The following is a 24673-nucleotide window of genomic DNA, read 5'->3' on the forward strand; positions in this document are numbered from 1 at the left end:
AAAGCGCAACCCCCTCACCGGCCCTTCGGGCCACCCTCTCCCCGGAGGGGAGAGGGTTAGATTCTCCATCACGAGAACCCGCCCATGCCCACCCCTTACACGGTCCGCGATTCGGAGGTGGTCGTCATCGGTTCCGGCATGGCCGGGCTGACCGCCGCCCTGCATCTGGCGCCCCGCGCCGTCACTCTGCTGACCAAGACGCCGGACCTGCCGGGCGGCTCCAGCAACCACGCCCAGGGCGGCATCGCCGCCGCCATCGGCCCCGGCGACGGGCCGGAGGCGCACGCCGCCGACACGGTGGCCGCCGGCGCCGGCTTCGTGGACGCGAACCGCGCCCTGCTGCTGACCCGCGAGGGGGCGGAGCGGGTGCGGGCGCTGCTCCTCGCCGGGCTGCCCTTCGACCGCGACGCCGACGGCATGCCTCTGCTGGGGCGGGAGGCGGCGCACGGGGCGGCGCGCATCGTCCATGCCGGCGGCGACGCCACCGGGGCGACGCTGGTCGCGGCGCTGGCCGAGCGGGTGCGCGCCACCCCGTCGATCCGGGTGGAGAGCAACGCCTTCGCCGTCGATCTGGCGGTGCGCCACGGGCGGGTCTGCGGCGTGCTGGCCTGCCACGCCGAAGGTTGGGTGTTCCACCGCGCGCCGCGCGTGGTGCTGGCGACCGGCGGGGTCGGCGGGGCCTACGCCCGCACCACCAACCCGCCGGAGGCGACCGGCGACGGGCTGGCGCTGGCCGCGCGGGCCGGGGCGCTGCTCGCCGACGTCGAATTCGTGCAGTTCCACCCGACGGCGCTCGCCGTGGACGCCGACCCCGCCCCGCTGCTGACCGAGGCGCTGCGCGGCGCCGGTGCGCTGCTGCTCGACCGGCGCGGGGTCCGTTTCATGGCGGCGGAGCACCCGCTGGCCGAGCTGGCGCCGCGCGACGTGGTGGCCCGCGCCATCGGCGCCCGCGTCGCGGCGGGGGAGCCGGTGCGGCTGGACCTGCGCCCGGCGCTGGCCGCTAGGCCGGACGGTTTCCCAACCGTGCTGGCGCTCTGCGCCGCCCATGGGCTGGACCCCTGGCGGGAGCCGGTGCCGGTCGCCCCGGCGGCGCATTACCACATGGGCGGGGTGGTCACCGATCCGGCCGGGCGGACCAGCCTGGACGGGCTGTGGGCCTGTGGCGAGGTCGCCTGCACCGGCGTCCATGGCGCCAACCGGCTGGCCAGCAATTCCCTGCTTGAGGCGCTGGTGTTCGGCGCACGGGTGGCGCGCGACGTGGCCGGGCGGGATCTGCCGCCCCTGCCGCCCGTCGCCCTGCCCGATGCTCCGGCGGTCGCCGGCGAGATCGGAGCCGGCCTGCTCGACGCCATCACCGACGAATCCCGCCGCACGCTCTATCAGGGCGCCGGGCTGGTGCGCGACGGGGTGGGGCTGCTGGCCGCCCGACGCAAGCTGGACCGGCTCGCCGCGGCGCTCGACGCGCTGTGCGGCGTCGGCCCGGCGGACCTCGCCGCCGTCCGCCGCTGGGGCGAGGCGCGCAACCGTCTGCTGGCCGGGCGGCTGATCGTCCACGCCGCCCTCGCCCGAACCGAAAGCCGCGGGGCGCATTTCCGCACCGATTTTCCGCAGGAAGACCCGGCGGCGCAGCGCCACCGCTTCACCCTCACCGACCTGACCGGGGCCGCCGGCCCCCTTTCCGGAGACGCCGCATGCTCCATCCTCTGACCTTCGAACCGATCGTCCGCGCCGCCCTGGCGGAGGACCTCGGGCGGGCCGGCGACATCACCACCGACAGCATCGTCCCGGCGGACGCCGTGGCGACGGCGCGGGTGGCCGCCCGCAGGGACGGGCGCGTCGCCGGCCTGGAGGTCGCCCTGTCCGCCTTCCGCACCCTCGACCCGGCGGCGGAGCTGCGGGTGGAGCATGGCGACGGCGCCGACGTGGCCCCCGGCGCCACCATCGCCACCGTGACGGGCCGCGCCCGCGCCCTGCTGACGGCGGAGCGCACGGCGCTGAACATCCTGGGCCGCCTGTCCGGCATCGCCACCGCCACCCGCGCGCTGGTGCGCGAGGTCGAGGGCACCCGCGCCCGCATCGTCTGCACCCGCAAGACCACCCCCGGCCTGCGCGTCCTGGAGAAGCACGCGGTGCGGCTGGGCGGTGGCTTCAACCACCGCTTCGGGCTCGACGACGCGGTTCTGGTCAAGGACAACCACATCGCCGTGGCCGGAGGCATCCGCCCGGCGGTCGAGCGCGTCCGCGCCGCCATCGGCCACATGGTGAAGGTTGAGGTCGAGGTGGACACGCTGGCGCAGCTGGAGGAACTGCTGACCCTGCCGGTCGACGTCGTCCTGCTCGACAACATGGACCCGCAGACACTGCGCCGCGCCGTCGCCATGGTGGACGGCCGCATGGTGACGGAGGCGTCGGGCAACGTCACCCTGTCCACCGTCCGCGCCATCGCCGAGGCTGGCGTCGACATGATCTCGGTCGGCTGGCTGACCCACAGCGCGCCGAATCTCGACATCGGGCTCGACATGTAAGGTACTGAATGGGGAGGGGACGCACCGTCCCCTCCTCCCGGAACCCGGCTCTCAGTGCCCCATGAAGTTCCGGTACTGCACGGTGTTGTCCTCGCTCAGCCGGACCGAGGGGGCGGCGTAGGTCTGGTCGGCGGTGCGGCCGAGCGTGCCTTCCAGGATCACGCTGGCGCCGATGGCGAGGACCACGGCGGTGGCCAGGGCCATTCCGAACGCTTTCATGAGGCTTCCCTCCTGCTGTGGACCGGAGCGGCCGGTTGGGCGGCCTGTGGAGCGGCGCCGATCCCGGAAATGCCGCGCGCGCCCTCCGCCACAGCACCCTCGGCCTTGGCGATGCGGGTGTAGAGCGCCAGCGCCTGCGCCACCACCTGATCCATGTTGTAGTAGCGGTAGGTCGCCAGCCGCCCGACGAAATGGACGTTCGGCGTGGCGTCGGCCAGCTCCTGGTACTTGCGGTAGAGGGCGGCGTTCTCCGCGCGGGGGATCGGGTAGTATGGGTCGCCCTCCGCCGACGGGTATTCGTAGGTCAGGCTGGTTTTTGGGTTGGTCTGGCCGGTCAGGTGCTTGTATTCGGTGATGCGGGTGTGCGGCACCTCCTCGCCGGGGTAGTTCACCACGGCGACGGGCTGGAACCACTCCTGGTCCACCGTCTCGTGCCGGAAGGTCAGCGAACGGTAGGGGAGCTTGCCGAACCGGTATTCGAAATACTCGTCCACCGGGCCGGTGAAGATCAGGTTGCGGTAGCGTGCGTCCTTCACCACGTCGCGGAAATCGGCGCCCAGGCGGATGGTGATGTTCGGGTGGTCGAGCATGGTCTCGAACATCCGCGTGTAGCCGTGCAGCGGCATCTTCTGGAAGCTGTCGCCGAAATAGCGGTCGTCGTCGTTGGTCCGCGTCGGCACGCGCGCCGTCACCGCCTTGTCGAGGTCCGACGGGTCGAGGCCCCATTGCTTGCGGGTGTAGCCGCGGAAGAACTTCTCATACAGCTCCCGCCCGACAGCGCCGACCACCACGTCCTCCGAGGTGCGGACGTCGGCCACCGGTTCGGCGCGGCTCTTCAGAAACGCCGCCACGCCGGCCTCGTCGAGGTCCAAGCCGTAGAGTTTGTTGACCGTCGTCCGGTTGATCGGAATGGGAACCAGCTGCTTGTCCACATGGGCGAGCACCCGATGCTCGTAGGGACGCCACTGGGTGAAGCGCGACAGATAGTCCGCCACCGGCTGCGAATTGGTGTGGAAGATGTGCGGGCCGTAGCGATGGATCAGCACGCCCGCGTCGTCATGATGGTCGTAGGCGTTGCCGCCGATGTGCGGGCGCCGGTCGATCAGCAGCACCCGCTTGTTCAGCCCCGCCGCCAGCCGCTCCGCCAGCACGCTGCCGGCGAAACCGGCGCCGACGATCAGGTAATCGAAGACCGCCGGCCCGTCCGTCCGCCCCACATAAGCCGGAGCGGCTCCATCGAAATCACGCATAAGCTCTGCCTTCCTCGTCCCGCCAAAAGGCGGACGAGCGGGGCAAGCCGTCCGGCGCCCCACCCGTCCGCACATCCTGCGAACGGTGGAAGCCGCCGGTGGTTCCGGACGAAGACGGTGGAGACGGAGGTACCCGAAGCTGGGTACCTCCCGCGGTGTCAGCCTCCGAAGACGGTGTTGAGCTGCGCGCCGACGCGGACGAAGGTGGTCCGCTTCGACACCTCCTTCAGCTTGGTGGCGCCGATGTAGGTCATCATGCTGCGCACGCCGCCCATGATCTCCTGCATCGTGCCGTCGATCGGCCCGCGGTAGGGGACCTCCACGGTCTTGCCCTCCGACGCGCGGTAGGAGGCGACGCCGCCCGCGTACTTGTGCATCGCCGTGTCGGACGACATGCCGTAGAAGGTCATCGCCACCGGCACCTTTTGCCCGCCGCGCTCCTCGTAACGGATGTCGCCCTCGCACTCGTCGTGGCCGGCCAGCATGCCGCCGAGCATCACGAAGTCCGCCCCGGCGCCGTAGGCCTTGGAGATGTCGCCCGGCACCGTGCAGCCGCCGTCGCCGCAGACCTGCCCCTTCAGCCCGTGCGCGGCGTCGGCGCATTCGATGATGGCGGAGAGCTGTGGATAGCCGACGCCGGTCATCTTGCGCGTCGTGCAGACCGACCCCGGACCGATGCCGACCTTGATGATGTCGGCCCCGGCGAGCACCAGCGCCTCGGTCATGTCGCCGGTCACCACGTTGCCAGCCATGATGACCATGTCCGGGTTCTCCGTCCGCAACCGGCTGATGACGCGCACGAAGCGCTCCGTGTAGCCGTTGGCGACGTCCAGGCAGAGCTTGCCCACCGGGGCCTTGGCCTTCACCGCCTGGAACTTGTCGTAGTCGGCCTCGGTCGTGCCCAGCGAGTAGAAGACGTTGGCCGTGTCCTCGTCGCGGAAGAAAGAAATCAGGGCTTCCGCCGGATAGTGCTTGTGCAGCGCGGTCATCGCGCCGAAGCGCGACAGGGCGCGGGCGACGGCCATGGTGCCGACCACGTCCATGTTGGCCGCGATCAGCGGAAAGCCCGTCCATTCCAGCCCGCTGTGGACGAAGCGGAAGGTCCGCTCGATGTCCACGTCGTTGCGGCTTTCCAGGGTGCTGCGCTTCGGGCGGATCAGCACATCCTTGAAGTCCAGCTTCAGATCGTTCTCGATGATCACCGGCGGGTCGTCCTTGTTGTTGTGGGGAGGGCCGTTGCCCCCTCCCCGGCCCTCCCCCGCTTCGCAGGGGAGGGAGAGTAAAGTCCCCTCCCCTGCGAAGCGGGGGAGGGTTAGGGTGGGGGCAAGGTCAGCACCAGTGCAGCCTCACCCCTCCCCCAACACCTCCAACAGCGACAGCGCCACAACCTCCGTCGCCTTGAACAGGTCGGACAGCGGCAGGCGCTCGTCGGCGCGGTGGGCGTTGGCCTCCTCGATGGTGTGGGGGCCGGCGCCGAACAGGGCGATGGGCACGCCCGCGTCGGAGTAATGGCGCGCGTCGGTGTAGAGCGGCACGCCCTTGGTCTCCACCGGCTCACCCATGACGCGGCTGGCGTGGGCGCAGAGAACGGTGGCCAACCGGTCGGTGCCGGGCAGCGGGGTCAGCGGGCGGGCCAGCAGGACGCGGCGGACCTCGACGCGGGCCTTCGGGAAAGCCGTGGCCGCCTCGGCGATGACCGCGCGCAACGTCTCCTCCACCGTTTCCGGCGCCTCCTCCGGGATCATGCGGCGGTCGAGGCGCAGGGTCACGCGGTCGGGGACGACGTTGGTGTTGATGCCGCCCTTGATGAGGCCGACCGTCAACTGCGGCGAGCCGATGCCGCCCACCGCCGATACGGTGCCGGCATAGCCCTTGCGGTGTTCGTAGAGCGCGCCGAGGATCGCCGTGGTCGCCTCCAGCGCGTCGATGCCGGTCATCGGCAGGGCGGCGTGGGCGGACTTGCCGGTGACCTCGACCTCCAGATGCAGGCAGCCGTTGTGCGCGGTGACGACACCGTAGCTGAAGCCCGCGGCGATGGCGAGGTCCGGCTTGGTCAGCCCCTCGTCGAGCAGCCATTTCGGCCCGATCTCGCCGCCCGCCTCCTCGTCATAGGTCAGGTGCAGCTCCACCGTGCCGCGGTCCAGCCCGGCCTTTTCCAACGCCAGCAGCGCGTAGGTGTAGGTGACGAAGTCCGACTTCGAGACGGCGACGCCGCGCCCGTACATCCAGCCGTCCACCACCTCCGCCCCATAGGGGTCGCGGGTCCAGCCCTCGCCCGGCGGCACCACGTCGCCGTGGGCGTTCAGCGCCACGGTCGGCCCGTCGCCGAAGCGGCGGCGCACGATCAGGTTGGTGGCGGAGATCATGCCGTTGGCCCGCACCAGCTCTGCCGGGACCGGGTGGCGCTCCACCGTCAGGCCCATGGCCTCCAGCAGTTCGGCGGCGCGCTCCGCGTGGGGCGCGCAGTCGCCGGCCGGGTTGTCGGAGGGCACCTTGACCAGTTCGGCCAGGAAGCGGACCTGCGCGTCGCGGGTCTGCTCCAGGAACGCGCGGATGGCCTGTTGGGCGGTATCGGTCCGGACGGTATCGGTCATGCGGTCGGGGTCTCGTGCTCGAAGTGGCGGATGATGTCGAGGAGGATCCGCACCGCCAGATCGGCGTCCTCCGAGGTGATGGATTCGGCGGGGTTGTGGCTGATGCCGCCCTTGCAGCGGACGAACAGCATGCCCATCGGCAGCACGCCGGCGAAGGCCATGGCGTCATGCCCGGCGCCGCTGGGCAGCGACAGGGGACGGACGCCGGCGCGGACAACGGCGGCCTCGATCTGCCGCCGGATGCCGGGGGAGCAGGGGGCGGCGGCGGCGTCGTGGGTGGTCTCCACCGCCAGTTCCACGCCACGGCGGGCGGCGATGCCCTCGAAGTCGGCGAGGATGGCGGCGCAGGCGTCCCGCCGCACGGCGTCCTCCGGCGCGCGGACGTCGAGGGTGAAGACGACCTCGCCGGGGATGACGTTGACGGCGCCCGGCTTCGCCTCGATCCGGCCCACCGTCGCCACCAGCCCGGATTCCGAGGCCGCGGCCACCCGCTCCGCCGCCAGGGTCATCTCGGCGGCGGCGGCCAGCGCGTCGCGGCGCAGCGCCATCGGCACCGTGCCGGCGTGGCCGGCCATGCCGCGCAGCCGGACGGCGAAGCGCGTGGCGCCGTTGATGGCCGTGACGATGCCGACCGGCAACCCTTCGGCCTCCAGCACCGGCCCCTGCTCGATGTGCAGCTCCAGGAAGGCCAGCGCCTCGCCCGGCTTGCGGGCCGCCGTGGCGATGGCCTCAGGGTCGCCGCCGAAGGCGCGCAGCGCGTCGGCCATGCGCACGCCGTCGCGGTCGCGCGTCTCCAGCGCCGCCGGGTCGAAGCGGCCGGCCACGGCGCGGCTGCCGGTCAGGGTCACGGGGAAGCGCACCCCCTCCTCGTCGCCGAAGCCCAGCACCTCGATGGCGAAGGGCGGGCGCTCGCCGCGCCGGTCCAGCTCCGCCACCGCGGCGACGGCGGCGAGCACGCCCAGATTCCCGTCATACCGGCCGGCGTTGCGCACCGTGTCGATGTGGGAGCCGATCAGCAGGGCCGGTGCCCCCGGCACGGTCCCCTCGTAACGGCCGACCACCGTGCCCGCCGGGTCGAGCCGGGCGTTCATCCCGGCCTTGCCCATCAGTTCCATCAGCCAGTCCGCGGCGGCGCGGTGCTGGGTCGTCAGGAACAGGCGGGTCAGCAGCCCCGGCTCCTCCGTGAAACCGGCGAAGGCGTCCAGCCGCGCCATCAGGTCCGCGCCGAACACCGTCATGGGAGGATGTCCTTGGGCAGCAAATCCTTGAGGCGCAGCCACGTGATGCGCTCGACCTGGGCCAGCGCCGTGGCGAACTCCTCCTCCGGGCCGTTGGACAGGCGGGTCTCGAAGGCTTCCAGGATGTCGGCGCGGCTGCGGCCCTTGACCGCCAGAATGAAGGGGAAACCGAAGCGCGCCTTGTAGGCGTCGTTCAATTCGGTGAAGCGGGCGAACTCCTCCGGCGTACAGCGGTCCAGCCCGGCGCTGGCCTGCTCCGCCGTGCTGTCGGCGGTCAGCTCGCCGCGCAGCGCCAGCCGGCCCGCCAGATCGGGGTGGGCGTTCAGCAGCGCCAGCTTCCGCTCATGGCCGGCGGCGCGCAGGACGGCGACCATCGCGGCGTGCAAGCCCTCCGCGTCGTCCGGCACGGTTCCGGCATCCCAGGCGCCTTCGGCGACCCAAGGCGAATGTTCGAACACGCCGCCGAATCGGGCGACGAAACTTGCACGGTCCATCTCGCTCGGTCGCATCCCGGCCTTCCCTGATCGGTCCCCTGCCCCGCAGCATACCCGCAATCGCCGAGGTCCGCTTTTTCGATCCGTTTGAAAGTCTTTTTGCCCAGCCCCCGTTCAGAGTGCGCGGCGGTGCGGTATAAGCTGTCCTCGCGGCATTCCACGGCGAGGAGAGAGACCCATGTCCGGAAGCGGGCGCCTGACCACCCATGTTCTCGACACGACGCACGGACGGCCCGGCGCCGGGATCGCCGTCACCCTCTACCGCATCGACGGGGAGCGGCGGGAGCGGCTGACCCAGACCCGCACCAACGCCGACGGGCGCTGCGACGCGCCGCTCCTCGCCGGGGCCGACCTGACGCCGGGCGTCTATGAGCTGGTGTTCGAGGCCGGCGCCTATTTCCGCGCCTCCGGCCTGGAGATCGTCGAACCCGCCTTCCTCGACGTGGTGCCGATCCGCTTCGGCGTCGCCAACGCGGACCAGCATTATCACGTGCCGCTGCTCGTCTCCCCCTACAGCTACTCGACCTACCGGGGAAGCTGATCGGTCCAGGCGGCGAGCAGGCGGCGCTCCTCCGGCGTGATCCCGGTGACGTTGCCGGGGGGCATCGCGTCGGACAGCGCCGCCCAGACGCGGATCTGGGAGGCGTGCCGGCCGATCGCCTCCGCGCTGTCCAGCATCACGCCGCGCGGCGGAACGCCGATCCCCTCCCACACCGGCTGCGCCGCGTGGCACATGGAGCAGCGGGAGAGCACCACCTCCTCCACCTGCGCGAACTCGACCTTGTCCGACGCGGCGGCGGCGCTCTCGGTCCGCGTGCCGGCGGCGCTCAGGACCACGATGACGGCGACGCCCGCGGCGGCAACCGCCCAGGTCCACCAGGGCGTCGGCTTGCCGGCGTGGCGGCTGTTGAAGAAGTGGCGGATCACCGCCCCCACCACCAGCACCACCGCCACGATCACCCAGCTGTAGCGCGTGCCGAAGGCCAGCGGGTAGTGGTTGGAGATCATCAGGAAGACGACCGGCAGCGTCAGGTAATTGTTGTGCAGGGAGCGCTGCTTGGCCTGCTTGCCCAGCGCCGGGTCGGGCACCTGCCCCGCCTTCATGGCGGCGACGGCCTTGGTCTGGTTGGGGATGATGATGCGGAAGACGTTGGCCGACATCATCGTGCCGATCAGCGCACCGACATGCAGCATCGCCGCCCGCCCGCTGAAGACGTGGCTGAGGCCCCAGGCGACCAGCACCAGGAAGACGAAGCCCGCCGCCGCCAGCTTCACATCGTCCTTGCCCAGCGGCGACTTGCACAGCCGGTCATAGACGTGCCAGCCCATGCCGAGCGCGCCCAGGCTGAGCAGCACCGCGCCCCACCAGGGAATGTCCAGCACCGCCGGGTCGATCATGTAGAGTTCGGCGCCGTGGTAGTAGAGCACCGACAGCAGGCAGAAGCCGCTGAGCCAGGTGGCGTAGGCTTCCCATTTGAACCAGGTCAGCTTCTCCGGCAGTTCCGGCGGGGCGACCGTGTATTTCATCATGTTGTAGAAGCCCCCGCCGTGGACCTGCCACGCCTCCCCCGCCACGCCGTTGGGCAGGCCGTCGCGCCGCCGCAGGGACAGGTCGAGGTGGATGAAGTAGAAGCTCGACCCGATCCAGGCGATGGCCGTGATGACGTGCAGCCAGCGCACCAGAAAATTGACCCACTCCCAGACGATCGGCTCCATGCGTCGCGGCCTCTTCCGTTCGGTGATCCCCACCCTGAACTCTACGGTTGCCGCAGCGCAGCGGGGAAGCGGATGCGTGCGCCAGCACTTTCAAAAAAAACGGAAAGGTGGGAGGATTCCCCAGGGCGTGTGGGGAAAGGGCCAAGCGTGGCGCTGCTGGAGAACATGCGGGTGTTCGTGCGGGTGGTGGAGCTGGGCAGCCTGTCCGCCGCCGGGCGCAGCCTGCGCCTGTCGCCCGCCGTGGTCAGCCACCGGCTGCAAAGCCTGGAGGAGCATCTGAACGCCCGCCTGCTCAACCGCACCACCCGGCAGGTGCAGTTCACCGAGGCCGGCAAAGTCTTCTTCGAACACTGCCTGGAGGTGCTGGAGGCGGCGGAGCGGGCGGAGAGCAGCGTCGGCGCCATCGGCGGGGCGCCGGTGGGCAGCCTGCGGGTGACGGCGCCGCTGGGCTTCGGCCGGCGCATCCTGGCCCCGATGGTGCCGCGCTTCCACGCCGCCTACCCCCAGGTCGACCTGCGGCTGCGCCTGTCCGACCATCTGCTCGACCTGCTGCGCGAGGCGACGGACGTCGCCATCCGCATGGCGCCGCTGAAGGATTCCAGCTTCGTCGCGCGCAAGATCGCCGACCTGCCGCGGGTGCTCTGCGCCGCGCCGTCCTATCTGGAGCGGCGGGGCGTGCCGGCCCGGCCCGAGGACCTGCTGTCCCACCACTGCCTGCTGCTGCGCTTTCCCGGATCGCAGCAGTTCCAGTGGACGCTGAACACCCCGCAAGGCCCGATGACGCTGCCGGTGTCCGGCCAGTTCGACGCCGACGACGGCGACGTGCTGACCGGCTGGGCGCTGGCCGGGGAGGGAATCGTTCTGAAGCCGCTGTGGGAGGTCGCCGACCATCTGCGCCGTGGGGAGCTGCGCGTCGTCCTGCCGCACTGCCCGCCCGAGCCGGTGACGCTCGCCGTGCTCTACCCCCACCGCAACCTGCTGCCCGCCAAGATCCGGGTCTTCATCGACTTCTTCGCCGAGCAGGCGCGCGCCGCGCTCGCCGATTCAAAACAAGTCGCTCCGTTGGGGGACAAGGATTGACACGGATTTCACGGATTTTAACCAGATTTCACGGAACCATTCGACGTGATGTCCTTTGCGGCATGACCTGATTTTGGCATGGAAACAATCCGTGAAATCCGTGCGTTGATCCGTGAAATCCGTGTCGAATCTTGCTCGCATTTCCTGCTCCCTGCGTTTAGGCGATTGCCCCGGTGGCGCTCCCGCTCTTTCCCCCGCTTCTCCAACGGCGTGCTATGATGCCGCCACGCCGCGCGGCGGGGTTCGCCGCAGGGAAGGACGAGAATGACCGCACAGCCGCCCGCCAAGCCGATCCCGCCGAAGCCCGCCAAGCCCATCCGCAAGAAGACTCGCCGCGCCACCCAGCGGCTGACCATGACGGACGTGGCCAACGCCGCCGGCGTGTCGCCCAGCACCGTCTCGCTCTATCTGCGCAAGCCGGAGGCGGTGTCGGAGGAGCTGGCGACCCGTGTGCGGACGGTGATCGACCAGCTCGGCTACGTGCCCAATCTGGTGGCGGGCAGCCTCGCCGCGGCGAAGAGCCGGACGGTGGGGGTGATCCTGCCCTCCATCACCAACTCCTTCTTCGCGGAGACCTACAACACGCTGCAAAGCGCCTTCCAGACCGCCCATTACCAAACCTTGCTGGGCGTCAGCGAATTCGATCCGGAGCGGGAGGAGGAACTGATCCGCGCCTTCCTCGCCTGGTCGCCCGCCGCGGTGGTGGTCACCGGCCTGCACCACACCGAGCGGACGCGCGCCATGCTGCGCTCCTCCGGCGTGCCGGTGGTGGAGATGTGGGACATCCCCTCCGCCCAGACCCCGGCGGTGGACATGACGGTCGGCTTCTCCCACTTCGAGGTCGGGCGGCGGCAGGCCAGCCACCTCTACGACCAGGGCAGCCGCAAGGTCGCCTACATCGGCGCCGCCGTGCATCAGGACATGCGCGTGCGCAGCCGCACCGACGGCTATGAGGACGAGGTGCGCCGCCGCGGCCTGCACGAGCCGATCGCCTTCACCGCCCCCGACACCGCCTCCACCCCCGTCGGCATCTGGCTGATCGACGAGGTGTTCGCCCTTCATCCAGACATCGACGGGGTGGTCTGCTCCAACGACGCCATGGCGCTGGGCGTGCTGTTCGAGGCGAACCGGCGCGGGCTGAGCGTGCCCGACGATCTGGCGGTGATCGGCTTCGGCGACCTGACCTTCAGCGCCGCCTGCCTGCCGCCGCTGTCCACCGTGCGCCCGCCGCAGCGCGAGATCGGGGAGCTGGCCGCCGGCCAGATCCTGGCCCGGCTGAACGGCACCACGGTGGCCCAGCCGCATCATGGGCTGGATTGCGAACTGGTCGTCCGCGACAGCACCCGCCCCGACGCGGCGGCGGGCGTGGAGCGGCAGACGGCGGGGTGAATCCTGGTCTGACGGACAGGGCCGACGATTGTCCCTTGTCCATGGTTCGTTCCCCTGCTTCCTTCCGCCCCATCGTGATCAACACACCGGGTTCGTGTGATGGACGGAGCTGCGGTGATCCGCGCCACCCTACCGACGCTGCCGGACACGCCCGGCGTCTATCGGATGATCGGGGCGGACGGGCGCATTCTGTATGTCGGCAAGGCGAAGAACTTGAAACGCCGGGTGGCCAGCTACACCCGGACGGACGGGCTGCCCAACCGCACCCGCCGCATGGTGGCGCTGACCCGCTCCATGGAGTTCGTCACCACCCACACCGAGGCGGAGGCCCTCCTGCTGGAGGCCAACCTGATCCGCCGCCTGCTGCCGCCCTTCAACGTGCTGGTGAAGGACGACCGCTCCTTCTCCTACATCGCGCTCGGCGAGGGGCACGAGTTCCCGCGTCTGATGCACCACCGTGGCAGCGCCGACCGGCATGGCAGGAAGCGCGACCTGTTCGGCCCCTACGCCTCCCCCGCCCTGGTCGGCATGACCATCGGGGCGTTGCAGCGCGCCTTCCTGCTGCGCAACTGCGACGACGCCACCTTCACGTCGCGCACGCGGCCCTGCCTTCAGCACCAGATCAAGCGCTGTTCCGCCCCCTGCGTCGGCCGCGTCTCGGCGGAGGACTACGCCGCCCAGATGCAGGGCGTGCGCGACGTGCTGTCCGGGCGCAGCGCCGCCATTCAGGCGGAGTTCGCCCGCCACATGATGGACTGCTCCGACCGGCTGGCCTATGAGGACGCCGCGCGCTGGCGCGACCGCATCCGCGCCCTGACCGCCCTGCAAAGCCGCCAGGACATCAATCTGGAAGGCGTGCTGGAGGACGCCGACGTGTTGGCCGTCCATGCCGAGGGCGGGACCGCCTGCGTCCAGGCCTTCTTCTTCCGCGGCGGGCGCAACCAGGGCACCCGCGCCTTCTTTCCCCGGCACGACGGGGAGGAGGAGCCGGCCGCGATCCTCGCCGCCTTCGCCGCGCAGCTCTACGAAGGCACGCCGCCGCCCCGCCACCTGCTGCTCAGTCACGACATTCCCGAGCGCGCCCTGCTCGCCGAGGCGCTGACGCTGGCCGCCGGGCGGCGGGTGGAGGTCGAGGTGCCCCAGCGCGGCCCCAAGCGCCGCGTCGTCGAACACGCCCTGACCAACGCGCGCGAGGCGCACGGGCGGCGCATGGCCGAACGCTCCGCCCAGGGCAAGCTGCTGGCCGGGGTGGCCCGCGTCTTCGGTTTGGCCAAAACTCCGGCCCGTATCGAAATCTACGACAATTCGCACATCCAGGGCGCCTTCCCGGTCGGCGCCATGGTGGTCGCCGGGCCGGAGGGCATCCAGCGCAACGCGGGCCGCCGCTTCCACATCAAGGACCCCGTGGCGGCCGGCGACGATTACGCCATGCTGCGCGAGGTGCTGACCCGCCGCTTCGGCCGCGCCCTGCGCGAGGACCCGCGGCGCAGCGGCGGCCAATGGCCCGATCTGGTGCTGATCGACGGGGGCTTGGGCCAGTTGAACACCGCCCGCGCGGTGCTGGACGGGCTGGGCATCACGGGCGTGCCGCTGGCCGCCATCGCCAAGGGTCCGGACCGCGACGCCGGCCGCGAGCGCTTCTTCCTGCCGGACCGCGAGCCCTTCCGGCTGGAGCCCAACGACCCGGTGCTCTACTTCCTGCAACGGCTGCGCGACGAGGCCCACCGGACGGCCATCGACGCCCACCGCACCCGCCGCCTGAAGGCGATGGACCACACCCGCATCGACGGCATCCCCGGCGTCGGCCCGTCGCGCAAGAAGGCCCTGCTGCACCATTTCGGCAGTTCCACCGCGGTGGCTTCGGCCGGGCTGAAGGATCTGGAGGCCACCCCCGGCATCAGCGCCGCGCTAGCCCGGCGGGTGTTCGAGCATTTCCATGGGTGAGCCGCTGGCCCCCTCCCTAACCCTCCCCCGCTTCGCAGGAGAGGGGACTAAATTTCCCTCTCCTGCGAAGCGGGGGAGGGAAGGGGCCCGCGGCGAAGCCGTGGGAAGGGTGGGGGCAACCGCCGCCCGAATTATTCCAAGGACACCGATGCAGCCGCCGCTCATCAGTCCTGCGTTTGCGCGGTTTTTGGTTAGTGCTTCCTTAACCCGACGGGATCATGGTCCGCCCACCGCAAACAGAGCATGCACGCAGGGCGCCTGATCATGGGCCAGAAGATCATCAAGTTCTCCGACAAGAACGGCTACCGCGACGTCGAACTCGACAGCCTGCCGCGCAACGTGCGCGCCGCCGTCACCGACATGGCGGCCAAGAACCCCGTCGCCAGCATCATCGTCGACCAGATGGGGATGCTGTACCGGATTCACCTGACCGAGCCGGCGAACGTCTATCTGGACGTGCTCTCGGTCGCCTGAACCGCGGCACTCCGCAAGGTCCAGGAACAACGGCGGCGCACCCGGTGCGCCGCCGTTTCCATTTCAGCGTGCCTTTATGAATGCACGCGTCCCGAGCGTTCCGTCACTCCGGCAGAACGGTGACGGTGCGGTCCAGGGCATCGCGCGGGACCGTCGAGCCGAAACCGGACAGGATCGCGCGGGCGTGCCCCGGTGCCAGACCGGTCATCCGGGCCAGATCACCGGCGTCCAGCCCCTGCTGTTCGGCGGCGTGGCGGATGCGGGTGATGGCGTCGCGTTTCTCCCTACGGTCCATGGCGCTGCTCCGTTTGCGGACGTGATGGGTCATGCGGTGCTCCTGTGCCAGCGGGCAGGGAGTGGCGGATTTGCGGCTCCTCAGTGCGGGCGGCCTTCCAGGCGGCGCAGCGCGCGGTCGAGCGTGCTCACGGGCATCATGAACACGGTGCCGCCCAGAACCGCCCGGACATCCTCGATGTCCAGGCCGGTGGCGGCGGCGACGCCCCGCTCGTCAAGGCCACGATCCTCGGCGATCACGGCGATCCAGCCCGCCAGCGTGCGGGCCTGGGCCATCCGGGCGGGGTCCGCCAGAGGATGACGGCGCGCCGATAAGCTGCGGCCCCGGGAGTCCGCAAGGTCGGTTGGGGTTAGCATGGGCTCCTCCCAAAGAGCTTGGCCCAAAGAGCATTGGCCTGATCATATGGCCTTCTTTTTCGGGCTATGGTGCGCTTCCTCCGTCCTGCGCACAATCCATCCATCGGCGTAATGCCCTTCGCCCGATGCCCCCTGGCAAAAGGTTCTGCGACGAAAAGTCCCGATTCCGCGCCGCCACCCTCAGGCCCCGACCCAGCGCCGCGTCGGCCCGGTGTCCACATGGACGAAGTTCCGCTTGGCGTAGCAGCCAGCCCCGCCGTCGCCGAAGGACAGGGCGCAGCGGTAGAGATCCACCGCGCGCCGCCCCTGAAGGCGCAGATCGACGGCCCGCCCCTGCAGATGCAGGCTGCCCGTCGCCGCTCCCTTGACTCGGCGGTTGGTCTCCTTGGAGCGGAAGGCCGACAGCACCTCGAACGGATGCCGGCTGTCCAGCTTCTCCTGCATCTCCGACAGACGGTTCAGCAGGGCGGGATCGATGCGGTGGCAATCGTCGCTGCGATGATCGCGCAGCACCCAGTCGATGCGGGCCATCGCCTCCACGATCGGGCGTCCCTCCGCCCAATAGACACCGTCGAAGCTCTCCCCCGTCAGGCAATTGTAGATCCGCAGGGTGCGCTCCGGCGCCGGCTCCCACGCCGCGGCGGTGCGGCTGTTGCAGACACCGACCGCCACGGCGGCCCCCAACCCGAAGATGCCGCGGCGCGTCAACGCGGACGCGGCGGACTGGGCCATCCGGGATTTTGGGGACGACGCTTGAGGGTGGGAAGCGGGAGAGCGATGGGACAAAGCGTTCAGGGACGGCAAAAAAGTCGAAGACAGAAAAGGCATGGAACCACCGGTGCGTTGCGTTACCGAAGCCGTGAACAGGGAAAACCGGAAAATGTCGGCACGCGCTGATGACGGCGGGGGACGCGCGTCGGTGAGCCAGGCGTGCCGTGGGAGCGGGAAGGGCCTTCTGCCATCGTTCGGACCCTGCCCTGTCGAGTCCCCTGTCCGGCGGCGGGTAACCCGGACAGTGGCCCGGCCGTTCCCCCGCGGCGGGTAGCATACGGTAGTTTACCCCCCGTTCGACGGGGGTGCCCTCCACCGCCTTCGGTCGGACGGCGCCAGCCTTCGGATGAGCGCCCTACCCCAACGAACAGAGATCCGGGCGGACTTCGGGAATAGGGTCCGGCCTAAAAGCACAGGGCCGATGGACAGCGGTTTTTCGCGATGAAAGAATGCCGGCAACACATCGACCCACCCCTTTTGAGAAGGATCCTACGCCGTCTTTCTCAACGTTCGGGAGATGTCACGGATGACCGAGGAAACGCCGCCCGCGCAGGAGTGGGCATGGGAAGATCGTGCCGTCAGGACTCAGCTTGAACGGATTTTGGCGAGCGACCATTTCGACGCGTCGGACCGCAACCGCCGCTTCCTGCGCTATGTGGTCGAGGAGTGCCTGGCGGGTCGGGCGCAGCAGATCAAAGCCTACTGCATCGCCGTCAGCGTCTTCAACCGCGAGCCGAGCTTCGATCCGCAATCCGACCCCATCGTACGGCTGGAAGCCGGGCGGCTGCGCCGCAGCCTGGACCATTACTATCTGACCGCGGGCCGCAACGACCCGATCCGCATTGTCGTTCCGAAGGGCGGCTACGTTCCCCGCTTCGAACGGCAGAACGAACCGTCGTCCCCCGCCCTGCCCCGCCCTCACGCCGTCGCGGCGGCGGAGACGGTGCGGAGGCCCGTTTCCCTGCGCATCGCCGGCTTGGCGGCCGTGGTGCTGATCGCCGTCGGGCTGGCCGGCCTGCTGGTCGGACGAAACCTCGCCACCCCGATCGACGTGGAGGAAGCGCTGGCGCTCAGCCCGCACCCGATCGCGGCCAGCGCGGAGCCGCTGGGGATTGGACCATTGGAGATCGGGCCGGCGGCACCCCTGCCCGCGCCCGCATCCGCGGCGGCCGACGCGTCGATGACCATCCTCGTCGGCCCCTTCCGGACCACCGGCCGGTCGGCGGAGGACGGCGCCCTCGCCGCCATGCTGACCGATGAGATCGCCAGCGGATTAGCCAACCGGACCGACCTTCCGGTGCGGATCGACCCGCCGCCGTCCGCCCGGCTGCCCCATCAGGGATTCCGTCTGTCCGGAAGCCTTCAGGAGCATGACGCGGCGGTTCGGCTGGTCGTGCATCTGACCGACCTCGCCACCGGAACGGTGCTCTGGTCCACCAGCCTGGACCGCCCGGCCGGAGCGCAGGGGTCACCCACGCCGCAGGATCTGGCGGCCGGCATCATCGACCCGCTCACCGCTGCGCAAGGCCCCCTCCTGCCAGTTGCCGCCGCGCGTCTGCGCGCCAAACCGGCCGCCAGCCTGTCGCCGCGCGAATGCGCCTTCCTCGCCACCGGCCGGCACGAGATCCCCCCGGCCGAGCGGGCCGCCTTGAACGGTTGCCTGACCTCCGGGGCCAGCGCGCTGACCGCCGGCGCCGGCGAGTCCGCCCGCCTGTGGTCGGCGCTGTCCCTGCTGCAGTCCGACGCCTATCGGGCGGAGCGGAACGACGCCGCGCTGAACGACGCCCTGGCCGCCGCCCTGCGCGCCACCGAACTGGAACCGGCGTCTCCGCGCCCGTTGACGGCGCTCTACACCGCCTATTGCCTGCGCGGGCAGTACGCCCCCTGCTTCGCCGCCGGAGAGCGCGCTTTGCGGGCGTCCCCCGGAAACGCCCAGGTGCTGGGCGACCTCGGTCTGTGGCATGTCGAAGCCGGGCAATCGGCGAAGGGCCTGCCCCTGCTGGAACAGGCCATGGAACGCGACCCCGCGCAGCGGGAACGGCTCCTGCCCGCCTACAGCCTCGCCCTGCAACGTCATGGACACCCGGACAGCACGAAGCTGGAATTCGAGGTGACCGCCGCCGCCCCGGCCCAGGCCGCCCTGGCCATCGCCTTCGTCGAGATGGGGCGCATGGACGAGGCCAAGGCGGCGGCGACGCGGGCCCTGGCCGCGGACCCCGATTTCGCCCGCCGCGCGGCGCGGGAGCAGCGCATCCAGCCCCTGCCCCCGACGCTGGACGCGGCCATCCGCAGCAGCTATGCCATGGTCGGACTGGCCGCGCCCGCGGGCGACAGCGTCACCCGGTAGCTCTCATACCCCGTCGCTCTCATACGACGTCGTATGATGAAACCGACGACGCTTCCGGCACGTCAGCCGGTGCCCGGCTGGACGGACCCGTCATCCTCTTCCGCCCGCCGCCGCAATTCGCCGGAGGTGGTTCCAGCGGGCACGGCGTCCTGGAGCGTCCCGTCACCGGGCGTCTTGGTTTTGTCCTCCAACGGCGAGTCCTGGCCCGGCCCCGCGGTGGGAGGAGTGTCCGGTGTCTTCTCTTCAGCCATGGCGAACCTCCGCTTTGTTGTGGCTCCAGCAAACAACGCCCCGAGCACCCGCAGGGGTCCGCGTCACGGCCGGGGTGCGCTGTCCGGAGAGTCGTCGGTGTCCGGCGCCTTATCCTTTCTGGTCTCCGCACCCGGCCCTTCAATGTTCTGGAAGCCCATCTTCTCCTCGTCGATGGCGGGGTCGGCGCGGGTGTCCTTGATGTCGAGCGGCACGTCGCGCTCGTCGCCGTAGCGTTTGTCGGTGCTCATGATCAGCTCCTGCTTATGGGAGAAGCGTCCGTCTCCGCTCTTTCCAACAGGATGCCGGCATGGCCGTTGCGACCCCACGTTCCCATGGCCCCTTGCCGATGGCGCCCCGGCTGCACACATCACGGCGTCATAATCGCGTATAAAGTTGACCCGGACAGTCAGGCAATCCTTGACCGCGCCGCGGCACTTCCGTAGGGACTCGCGCGGTGGACCATGCCGGACATTGCCGGTATGAACCGGCACCCGACCATCAAGCACCCCGCCCCGGCCGCGCGTTCCGCGCACCGGCGGCCCGAACGGAGAGCGTCATGCTCAACGAAGCCACGCCCACCGTCGCCGTTCCGGCGGCGCGGGACATCTTCTCCCTCCCCCGGCACCGGACGGAGGCCCGGCGCCCGGCGCCCTTCCTGCCGATGACGCGGGCGGAGATGGACCGGCTGGGCTGGGACAGCTGCGACATCGTGGTGGTGACGGGCGACGCCTATGTGGACCACCCCAGCTTCGGCATGGCGATCATCGGGCGGCTGCTGGAGGCGCAGGGCTTCCGCGTCGGCATCATCGCCCAGCCGGACTGGAGCAGCGCGGAGCCGTTCAAGGCGCTGGGCAAGCCGAACCTGTTCTTCGGGGTGACCGGCGGCAACATGGATTCGATGGTGAACCACTACACCTCGGACCGCCGCCTGCGTCACAACGACAGCTATACCCCCAACGACGAGGGCGGCAAGCGGCCCGACCGCGCGGTCATCGTCTACAGCCAGCGCTGCCGCGAAGCCTACAAGGACGTGCCCATCGTGCTGGGCGGCATCGAGGCGAGCCTCCGCCGCATCGCCCAGTACGACCATTGGAGCGAGAAGGTCCGCCGCTCCGTCCTGGTGGACTCCAAGGCCGACATCCTGTGCTACGGCAACGCCGAGCGCGCGATCATCGACGTCGCCCACCGCATCGCCGCCGGGGAGAAGGCGCGGGAGATCGACGATGTCCGCGGTACCTCCATCGTTCGCAGCCGCGTGCCGGACGGCTGGACCGTCATCGACAGCAGCAGCATCGACGAGTTGACCCCCGCCGCGCCGCGCGCCGCCGGGGCCGACCGCACGGTGGTCCGCCTGCCCTCCTTCGAGCAGGTCAGCGCCGACAAGGCGCTCTACGCCCACGCCTCGCGCGTGCTGCACCAGGAGAGCAACCCCGGCAACGCCCGCGCGCTGGTGCAGCGGCACGGCGACCGCGAGGTCTGGCTGACCACCCCGCCGATCCCGCTGACCACGGAAGAGATGGACGGCGTCTACGGCCTGCCCTACGCCCGCGCGCCCCACCCGTCCTACGGCGACGCGCGCATCCCGGCCTGGGAGATGATCCGTTTCTCGGTGAACATCATGCGCGGCTGCTTCGGCGGCTGTTCCTTCTGCTCGATCACCGAGCATGAGGGGCGCATCATCCAGAGCCGGTCGGAGGGCTCGATCCTCAAGGAGATCGAGGAGATCCGCGACAAGGTGAAGGGCTTCACCGGCGTCATCTCGGATATGGGCGGGCCGACCGCCAACATGTACCGCATGGCCTGCAAGGACCCGGAGATCGAGAAGGTCTGCCGCCGCCCGTCCTGCGTCTTCCCCGACATCTGCAAGAACCTGAACACCGACCACAGCGACCTCATCCAGCTCTACCGCAAGGCGCGCGCCATCCCCGGCGTGAAGAAGATCAACATCGCCTCGGGCCTGCGCTACGACCTCGCCGTCCGCAGCCCGGAGTATGTGAAGGAGCTGGTGACCCACCATGTCGGCGGTTACCTGAAGATCGCGCCGGAGCACACCGAGCCCGGCCCGCTGTCCAAGATGATGAAGCCGGGCATCGGCACCTACGACCGCTTCAAGGAGATGTTCGAGGCGGCGGCCAAGGCGGCGGGCAAGAAGCTCTACCTCATCCCCTACTTCATCGCCGCCCACCCCGGCACGACGGACGAGGACATGATGAACCTCGCCTTGTGGCTGAAGCGGAACGGCTTCAAGGCCGATCAGGTGCAGACCTACCTGCCCTCGCCCATGGCGCTCGCCACGGCGATGTACCACAGCGACCGCAACCCGCTGCGCCCGATCCGCCGCGAGGGGTCGGAGACGGTGTTCTCCGCCAAGGGGCTGAAGCAGCGCCGCCTGCACAAGGCCTTTCTGCGCTACCACGACCCGGAGAACTGGCCGGTGCTGCGCGACGCGCTGAAGGCGATGGGCCGCAGCGACCTGATCGGTCCGGGCGAGCACCAGCTCGTTCCGGCTTGGCAGACGACGGGGGGGCTGGGCAAAGCCGGAACCGACAGGCCGAAACCGGGCAAGACCTTCTACACCCAGCAGGCGGGCAAGGGCCGCCGGGCGCCGGCCAAGCCCGGCAAGCCGACGGGAGGGGCGAGGTAGCCCTCGCCCCTCCGGGGAGAGGGAGGGGACCCACGCCGTAGGCGTGGGGAGGGTGAGGGGGATGCGCGTGTTGGTGTGTTCGGCAAACGCGCAACCCCCTCACCCTGACCCTCTCCCCGGAGGGGAGAGGGGATGGAGACTCAGCAGTCGTTGAGCGCGCGGATGCGTTCGATCAACGCTAGCCCGTCGCGCTCGGCCAGGGCGACCTCGGCGGCGCCGTCGCAGGTGCGGCCGCTCACATGGACATAGTGGTAGCGCACGCGCACGGCGTCCCGGCCGATGGGCTCCGCGGCCAGCAGGCGGACGGGAACGCTCATGTTGCCGTAGAAGCGCGTCATGGACGCGATGTCGTAGGCCCCGCTGCCACGCTTCTCGGGAATGACGTAGGTGTTGGCCCGCGCGGCGTCGGCCTGTCCCAGGGCCTCGTAGAAAGCGCGCACCGCCGCGACCCGGTCGGTCGGCTGGGGGCGGTGAGTCGGCGGAATGAATTGGGCCGGGTCAGCGCTTGCGGACGGCTGCGGGATGGACGCAGGGTTGGCCGCGGGCTGACCCGGCCGGACCACCGTGGCCGCCGGGGACGGCTGCGGTGGAACGGGGACCGGCGGGGCAGGGGGCTGCTCCACCACCGGAGAAGGAGACGGACTGGGCGTCGGCACGAGCCGCAGGGGGCCCTGGGTGGCCGTCTGGGTGGCCATCTGCGCCGTGGCCGCACCGGCCAGCAGGCATGAGCCCACCGCCGCCGCGAGTCCCAGACGCCTCACACGGTCCGCCATCGCACTCTCCTGTCGAAAAGCGTCAAATCCATAGCAAATCCCCTTATCCCGGAGGATTGTCCGGAACGGTCCTCTGGCTTGCATTCCGGCGGGGTGGGCTCTAGCGTGACCGGCATGACCGATGCACAGACCACCCCGATCCAACGCCTCGCCACCCCGCAGGCCGTTCTTCTGGAACAGCCCAGGCACGGTGTCCCGCAAACCAGCGAGATGCTGTTCGGTGAAACATGTACGCCGCTCGACCGGGATGGCGACTGGGTGAAGGTGGAAAACCGCAGCGACGGGCATGTCGGCTGGCTTCCCCCCGGCACGGACCTCACGGAGCCGGCCGCCCCGACCCACCGCGTGTCCGGGCGCGTGGCGAACCTGCACCCGGCACCCACCCACAAGGCGGTGCCGGTGGCGGCGCTGAGCTTCGGCAGTCTGGTGACCGTGGCGGAACCGACCGAAAGCGGCTGGGTCCGGCTCGACAACGGGCTGTGGACCTTCGGCAAGCTGCTGGAGCCGGTGGCCGTGCCGCTGGACCGCGTTCCGGTGGAGACGGCGCTGCGCTTCCTGGAGACGCCCTATGTCTGGGGCGGGCGGAGCGCCTTCGGCATCGACTGCTCCGGCCTCGTCCAGGTGGCGCTGAGGGCGGCGGGGATCACCACCCACCACAGCAGCGGCATGCAGCGCAACGACGACCGGCTGGGGCCGATGGTCTCGGCAGACGGGCAGGGGGTCGATTATCAGCGTGGCGACATCGTCTTCTTCCCCGGCCATGTCGGCATCATGCTGGACGGCGCCACGCTGCTGCACGCCACCGTCTTCACCATGTCCGTCGTGACCGAACCCCTGGCCGACGTGGCCGCCCGCGCCGAGGGCATCACCGGCGTGCGCCGCCCCGTCTTCCAGCACCCGGGCCTCTAGCGCCCAGCCGATCAGGAGCAGCGTCGGACCGTCGCCCGCCGCCACGCCCCGCTCGGCCATGACGCCCAGCGTCGTGCGGTGGTGGCCTCGTCGGGACGGCAACCGTTCTCCACCGCCAGCACCGGCGTGTCGGGTGACAGCCCGCCGGCCATCAGGCCGCGCCCGACGCGGCGGGCGGCCTGATGGCCCATGTAGATCGCCAGCGTGCTCTTGGGGTCGGCCAGCCGCGCCCAGTCCGGCTCGGTCGCGTCGCCCTCGCGGGCGTGAGCGGTGACGAAGGTGACGGCGCGCGACACGCCGCGCTTGGTCAACGACAGCCCGGCGCTGGACGCGCAGCCGAGCGCCGCGGTGATTCCGGGGATCACCGACACGCTGATTCCGACACGCTCCAGATGCTCGATCTCTTCGCCGGCCCGGCGCCGACCAGCGTGACGTGCGGGGTCCGCGTGCCCGTCTGCGGAATGGCGCGGGCGACGCGGCAGACGGTGCGCGGACGCAGCGCGGAGTCCAGCGCGGCGCGCAAGGCGACGATGAAGTTGAAACGCTTGCCCCCGGACCGGGAGGCGAGACCGTCAAGCCAATCTTCAAGCCACATGGCTGCGCTGGGCATCGGCAAGGATCTCCTTGAGTTCGGGGATGCAGGAGCCGCAGTTGGTTCCGGCCCGCAAGGCCTCCCCGACCTCCTGGACCGTGGTCAGGCTTTGGCTTTGGATGGTGGCGATCAGGCGGTTGGGCAGGTTGACCAGGGCGCCGTCCGTCAAGCCGCGCGCCGCCGCGTCCCGCGGATGAAGGTCCAGGCAGGGTTCCGGCGCATGGGCGGAGAGGCGCGGCGACAGACCGGTGCGCGTCATGGTGTGCCAGTGGTCGCGCAGGCGGCCGGTGTTCAACATCAGCGAACCCGGCTCCACGGAGCGGGGCAGGGGGCGGGGGCGAGCGTTTCAAATTCAGCGTCGCACAGCCCGGCGAGGCCACCGATGTCGAAGGCGCGCGTGCCATCGTTCTCGAAGGCGGAAAGGGCGGCGTGCTTGCGGAAAACGTCGGCGGGCCTGCCCGGTGCAGGCGCTTCTGGACTGGCTGGACGCCGCCGGCATCGTGCGTGGGCCGCTCTTCCGCTCCATTCACCGAAGTGGTCGTGTCCAGCCCGACCGCCTGAACGACCGCAGCGTGGCTCTGACCATCAAGAGCGCGCCCGAGAAAGCGGGCCTCGACCCGATCAAGGTGTCCGGGCACAGCCTGCGCATTGGCCACGCCACTACGGTCGCCGGAAACGACGGCGACGAGCGGGCGATCCAGGCCCATCTCGGGCACCACAGTCCGGAGATGACCCGACGCTACATCCGTGAGGCGAATGTGTTTCGGCGAAGCTCCACCGGTAAACTGGGGCTCTGATGACACTCTTGTGC

General features: G+C 70.3%; 27 protein-coding genes. 11 read left to right on the top strand and 16 right to left on the bottom strand.

Annotation, left to right across the window (positions count from 1 at the left end; genetic code table 11):
• Nucleotides 1–84: 84 nt before the first annotated feature.
• Together DXK32_RS07385 and nadC are read left to right on the top strand one after the other, a co-directional pair.
• Complete coding sequence (locus tag DXK32_RS07385; RefSeq protein ID WP_114857917.1) at nt 85–1707, top strand: L-aspartate oxidase; 1623 nt, start codon at nt 85–87, stop codon at nt 1705–1707.
• Nucleotides 1692–2525 carry a carboxylating nicotinate-nucleotide diphosphorylase gene (nadC, locus tag DXK32_RS07390; RefSeq protein ID WP_114857918.1) on the top strand — a complete coding sequence of 278 codons (834 nt, stop codon included), beginning with the start codon at nt 1692–1694 and terminating at the stop codon, nt 2523–2525. Before DXK32_RS07385 ends, nadC begins: the two co-directional genes overlap by 16 nt.
• Nucleotides 2526–2576: 51 nt before the next feature.
• Here nadC and DXK32_RS32595 read toward each other — a convergent pair whose 3' ends face one another.
• The 6 genes from DXK32_RS32595 to uraD all read right to left on the bottom strand — a co-directional run bounded on the left by DXK32_RS32595 (nt 2577) and on the right by uraD (nt 8320).
• On the bottom strand, nt 2577–2744 hold the full coding sequence (locus DXK32_RS32595; RefSeq protein WP_205215665.1) for a hypothetical protein: 168 nt from the start codon (nt 2742–2744) through the stop codon (nt 2577–2579).
• Nucleotides 2741–3994, bottom strand: a complete 1254-nt coding sequence (gene glf, locus DXK32_RS07395) for a UDP-galactopyranose mutase (RefSeq protein ID WP_114857919.1) — start codon at nt 3992–3994, stop codon at nt 2741–2743. The genes DXK32_RS32595 and glf overlap by 4 nt, the downstream gene beginning before the upstream one ends.
• A 158-nt stretch (nt 3995–4152) precedes the next feature.
• Nucleotides 4153–5196 (bottom strand): GMP reductase, encoded by a 1044-nt coding sequence (locus DXK32_RS07400; RefSeq protein WP_114857920.1) that lies wholly within the window; start codon nt 5194–5196, stop codon nt 4153–4155.
• Between the two features lie 144 nt (nt 5197–5340).
• Nucleotides 5341–6588: a M20/M25/M40 family metallo-hydrolase gene (locus DXK32_RS07405; protein WP_247877023.1), complete on the bottom strand. Its 1248-nt coding sequence runs from the start codon at nt 6586–6588 to the stop codon at nt 5341–5343.
• A complete protein-coding gene (locus tag DXK32_RS07410; protein WP_247877024.1) occupies nt 6585–7826 on the bottom strand; it encodes an allantoate amidohydrolase in 1242 nt (413 codons plus the stop codon). The genes DXK32_RS07405 and DXK32_RS07410 overlap by 4 nt, the downstream gene beginning before the upstream one ends.
• Complete coding sequence (uraD, locus tag DXK32_RS07415; protein WP_247877025.1) at nt 7823–8320, bottom strand: 2-oxo-4-hydroxy-4-carboxy-5-ureidoimidazoline decarboxylase; 498 nt, start codon at nt 8318–8320, stop codon at nt 7823–7825. Before uraD ends, DXK32_RS07410 begins: the two co-directional genes overlap by 4 nt.
• Nucleotides 8321–8498: 178 nt before the next feature.
• Here uraD and uraH point away from each other — a divergent pair, with 178 nt between their 5' ends.
• Nucleotides 8499–8861, top strand: coding sequence for a hydroxyisourate hydrolase (gene uraH, locus DXK32_RS07420; RefSeq protein ID WP_114857922.1), 363 nt, complete (start codon nt 8499–8501; stop codon nt 8859–8861).
• Here the strand turns inward: uraH and DXK32_RS07425 are convergent.
• Nucleotides 8846–10036 (bottom strand): urate hydroxylase PuuD, encoded by a 1191-nt coding sequence (locus DXK32_RS07425; protein WP_114857923.1) that lies wholly within the window; start codon nt 10034–10036, stop codon nt 8846–8848. The two genes, uraH and DXK32_RS07425, sit on opposite strands and share 16 nt — an antisense overlap.
• A 147-nt stretch (nt 10037–10183) precedes the next feature.
• Between DXK32_RS07425 and DXK32_RS07430 the strand changes: the two genes are divergently transcribed.
• The 4 genes from DXK32_RS07430 (at nt 10184) to DXK32_RS07445 (ending at nt 14923) form a co-directional block, all read left to right on the top strand.
• Nucleotides 10184–11116, top strand: a complete 933-nt coding sequence (locus DXK32_RS07430) for a LysR family transcriptional regulator (RefSeq protein ID WP_114857924.1) — start codon at nt 10184–10186, stop codon at nt 11114–11116.
• 264 nt (nt 11117–11380) lie between these two features.
• Nucleotides 11381–12505 carry a LacI family DNA-binding transcriptional regulator gene (locus tag DXK32_RS07435; protein ID WP_114857925.1) on the top strand — a complete coding sequence of 375 codons (1125 nt, stop codon included), beginning with the start codon at nt 11381–11383 and terminating at the stop codon, nt 12503–12505.
• Between the two features lie 99 nt (nt 12506–12604).
• The gene (gene uvrC, locus DXK32_RS07440) at nt 12605–14449 is read left to right on the top strand and encodes an excinuclease ABC subunit UvrC (RefSeq protein WP_114857926.1); all 1845 of its coding nucleotides are present in this window, start codon (nt 12605–12607) and stop codon (nt 14447–14449) included.
• A gap of 264 nt (nt 14450–14713) precedes the next feature.
• Nucleotides 14714–14923: a hypothetical protein gene (locus DXK32_RS07445; RefSeq protein ID WP_094305637.1), complete on the top strand. Its 210-nt coding sequence runs from the start codon at nt 14714–14716 to the stop codon at nt 14921–14923.
• A 103-nt stretch (nt 14924–15026) separates the two neighbouring features.
• Here the strand turns inward: DXK32_RS07445 and DXK32_RS07450 are convergent, their stop codons facing one another.
• The 3 genes from DXK32_RS07450 to DXK32_RS07460 form a co-directional block, all read right to left on the bottom strand.
• Nucleotides 15027–15251 (bottom strand): hypothetical protein, encoded by a 225-nt coding sequence (locus DXK32_RS07450; RefSeq protein ID WP_247877026.1) that lies wholly within the window; start codon nt 15249–15251, stop codon nt 15027–15029.
• 47 nt (nt 15252–15298) lie between these two features.
• On the bottom strand, nt 15299–15493 hold the full coding sequence (locus tag DXK32_RS07455; RefSeq protein ID WP_014197998.1) for a hypothetical protein: 195 nt from the start codon (nt 15491–15493) through the stop codon (nt 15299–15301).
• A gap of 261 nt (nt 15494–15754) precedes the next feature.
• Nucleotides 15755–16306: a YcbK family protein gene (locus DXK32_RS07460; protein ID WP_114857927.1), complete on the bottom strand. Its 552-nt coding sequence runs from the start codon at nt 16304–16306 to the stop codon at nt 15755–15757.
• Between the two features lie 565 nt (nt 16307–16871).
• Between DXK32_RS07460 and DXK32_RS07470 the strand changes: the two genes are divergently transcribed.
• Entirely contained in the window at nt 16872–18692 is a 1821-nt protein-coding gene (locus tag DXK32_RS07470) for a hypothetical protein (protein WP_247877027.1), read from the top strand.
• 62 nt (nt 18693–18754) lie between these two features.
• Here the strand turns inward: DXK32_RS07470 and DXK32_RS07475 are convergent, their stop codons facing one another.
• Both DXK32_RS07475 and DXK32_RS07480 read right to left on the bottom strand, forming a co-directional pair.
• Nucleotides 18755–18943: a hypothetical protein gene (locus DXK32_RS07475; RefSeq protein ID WP_114857929.1), complete on the bottom strand. Its 189-nt coding sequence runs from the start codon at nt 18941–18943 to the stop codon at nt 18755–18757.
• Between the two features lie 63 nt (nt 18944–19006).
• On the bottom strand, nt 19007–19192 hold the full coding sequence (locus DXK32_RS07480) for a hypothetical protein (protein ID WP_114857930.1): 186 nt from the start codon (nt 19190–19192) through the stop codon (nt 19007–19009).
• A 308-nt stretch (nt 19193–19500) separates the two neighbouring features.
• Between DXK32_RS07480 and DXK32_RS07485 the strand changes: the two genes are divergently transcribed.
• Entirely contained in the window at nt 19501–21588 is a 2088-nt protein-coding gene (locus tag DXK32_RS07485; RefSeq protein ID WP_114857931.1) for a YgiQ family radical SAM protein, read from the top strand.
• Between the two features lie 140 nt (nt 21589–21728).
• Here the strand turns inward: DXK32_RS07485 and DXK32_RS07490 are convergent, their stop codons facing one another.
• Nucleotides 21729–22361: a hypothetical protein gene (locus tag DXK32_RS07490; protein WP_114857947.1), complete on the bottom strand. Its 633-nt coding sequence runs from the start codon at nt 22359–22361 to the stop codon at nt 21729–21731.
• 114 nt (nt 22362–22475) lie between these two features.
• Here DXK32_RS07490 and DXK32_RS07495 point away from each other — a divergent pair, with 114 nt between their 5' ends.
• A complete protein-coding gene (locus DXK32_RS07495; RefSeq protein ID WP_114857948.1) occupies nt 22476–23270 on the top strand; it encodes an NlpC/P60 family protein in 795 nt (264 codons plus the stop codon).
• A gap of 11 nt (nt 23271–23281) precedes the next feature.
• Here DXK32_RS07495 and DXK32_RS07500 read toward each other — a convergent pair whose 3' ends face one another.
• From DXK32_RS07500 to DXK32_RS07505, 3 genes are read right to left on the bottom strand one after another with little or no spacing between them, the layout of a single operon-like run.
• Nucleotides 23282–23641, bottom strand: a complete 360-nt coding sequence (locus DXK32_RS07500) for a uroporphyrinogen-III C-methyltransferase (RefSeq protein ID WP_247877028.1) — start codon at nt 23639–23641, stop codon at nt 23282–23284.
• The gene (locus tag DXK32_RS32970) at nt 23632–23880 is read right to left on the bottom strand and encodes a hypothetical protein (protein WP_247877029.1); all 249 of its coding nucleotides are present in this window, start codon (nt 23878–23880) and stop codon (nt 23632–23634) included. Before DXK32_RS32970 ends, DXK32_RS07500 begins: the two co-directional genes overlap by 10 nt.
• Nucleotides 23855–24160, bottom strand: coding sequence for a molybdopterin dinucleotide binding domain-containing protein (locus tag DXK32_RS07505; protein WP_247877030.1), 306 nt, complete (start codon nt 24158–24160; stop codon nt 23855–23857). Before DXK32_RS07505 ends, DXK32_RS32970 begins: the two co-directional genes overlap by 26 nt.
• 163 nt (nt 24161–24323) lie before the next feature.
• Here DXK32_RS07505 and DXK32_RS07510 point away from each other — a divergent pair, with 163 nt between their 5' ends.
• A complete protein-coding gene (locus DXK32_RS07510; protein WP_162801112.1) occupies nt 24324–24659 on the top strand; it encodes a tyrosine-type recombinase/integrase in 336 nt (111 codons plus the stop codon).
• Nucleotides 24660–24673: the final 14 nt, after the last annotated feature.

Origin of the sequence: Azospirillum brasilense, from assembly GCF_003349955.1 — a bacterium.
In the GTDB taxonomy this organism is placed as follows: domain Bacteria; phylum Pseudomonadota; class Alphaproteobacteria; order Azospirillales; family Azospirillaceae; genus Azospirillum; species Azospirillum brasilense_B.

Excerpts from the sequence above, each read along its gene's own strand:
- DXK32_RS07480 (WP_114857930.1), bottom strand. The coding sequence starts at position 19,192 with ATGAGCACCGACAAACGCTACGGCGACGAGCGCGACGTGCCGCTCGAC.
- DXK32_RS07485 (WP_114857931.1), top strand. The coding sequence starts at position 19,501 with ATGCTCAACGAAGCCACGCCCACCGTCGCCGTTCCGGCGGCGCGGGAC.
- DXK32_RS07470 (WP_247877027.1), top strand. The coding sequence starts at position 16,872 with ATGACCGAGGAAACGCCGCCCGCGCAGGAGTGGGCATGGGAAGATCGT.
- DXK32_RS07385 (WP_114857917.1), top strand. The coding sequence starts at position 85 with ATGCCCACCCCTTACACGGTCCGCGATTCGGAGGTGGTCGTCATCGGT.
- uraD (WP_247877025.1), bottom strand. The coding sequence starts at position 8,320 with ATGGACCGTGCAAGTTTCGTCGCCCGATTCGGCGGCGTGTTCGAACAT.
- DXK32_RS07410 (WP_247877024.1), bottom strand. The coding sequence starts at position 7,826 with ATGACGGTGTTCGGCGCGGACCTGATGGCGCGGCTGGACGCCTTCGCC.
- DXK32_RS07460 (WP_114857927.1), bottom strand. The coding sequence starts at position 16,306 with ATGGCCCAGTCCGCCGCGTCCGCGTTGACGCGCCGCGGCATCTTCGGG.
- glf (WP_114857919.1), bottom strand. The coding sequence starts at position 3,994 with ATGCGTGATTTCGATGGAGCCGCTCCGGCTTATGTGGGGCGGACGGAC.
- uraH (WP_114857922.1), top strand. The coding sequence starts at position 8,499 with ATGTCCGGAAGCGGGCGCCTGACCACCCATGTTCTCGACACGACGCAC.
- DXK32_RS07405 (WP_247877023.1), bottom strand. The coding sequence starts at position 6,588 with ATGACCGATACCGTCCGGACCGATACCGCCCAACAGGCCATCCGCGCG.
- DXK32_RS07475 (WP_114857929.1), bottom strand. The coding sequence starts at position 18,943 with ATGGCTGAAGAGAAGACACCGGACACTCCTCCCACCGCGGGGCCGGGC.
- DXK32_RS07435 (WP_114857925.1), top strand. The coding sequence starts at position 11,381 with ATGACCGCACAGCCGCCCGCCAAGCCGATCCCGCCGAAGCCCGCCAAG.
- DXK32_RS07505 (WP_247877030.1), bottom strand. The coding sequence starts at position 24,160 with ATGTTGAACACCGGCCGCCTGCGCGACCACTGGCACACCATGACGCGC.
- nadC (WP_114857918.1), top strand. The coding sequence starts at position 1,692 with ATGCTCCATCCTCTGACCTTCGAACCGATCGTCCGCGCCGCCCTGGCG.
- DXK32_RS32970 (WP_247877029.1), bottom strand. The coding sequence starts at position 23,880 with ATGCCCAGCGCAGCCATGTGGCTTGAAGATTGGCTTGACGGTCTCGCC.
- DXK32_RS07445 (WP_094305637.1), top strand. The coding sequence starts at position 14,714 with ATGGGCCAGAAGATCATCAAGTTCTCCGACAAGAACGGCTACCGCGAC.
- DXK32_RS07425 (WP_114857923.1), bottom strand. The coding sequence starts at position 10,036 with ATGGAGCCGATCGTCTGGGAGTGGGTCAATTTTCTGGTGCGCTGGCTG.
- DXK32_RS07490 (WP_114857947.1), bottom strand. The coding sequence starts at position 22,361 with ATGGCGGACCGTGTGAGGCGTCTGGGACTCGCGGCGGCGGTGGGCTCA.
- DXK32_RS32595 (WP_205215665.1), bottom strand. The coding sequence starts at position 2,744 with ATGAAAGCGTTCGGAATGGCCCTGGCCACCGCCGTGGTCCTCGCCATC.
- DXK32_RS07455 (WP_014197998.1), bottom strand. The coding sequence starts at position 15,493 with ATGGCCCAGGCCCGCACGCTGGCGGGCTGGATCGCCGTGATCGCCGAG.
- DXK32_RS07450 (WP_247877026.1), bottom strand. The coding sequence starts at position 15,251 with ATGACCCATCACGTCCGCAAACGGAGCAGCGCCATGGACCGTAGGGAG.
- uvrC (WP_114857926.1), top strand. The coding sequence starts at position 12,605 with ATGGACGGAGCTGCGGTGATCCGCGCCACCCTACCGACGCTGCCGGAC.
- DXK32_RS07495 (WP_114857948.1), top strand. The coding sequence starts at position 22,476 with ATGACCGATGCACAGACCACCCCGATCCAACGCCTCGCCACCCCGCAG.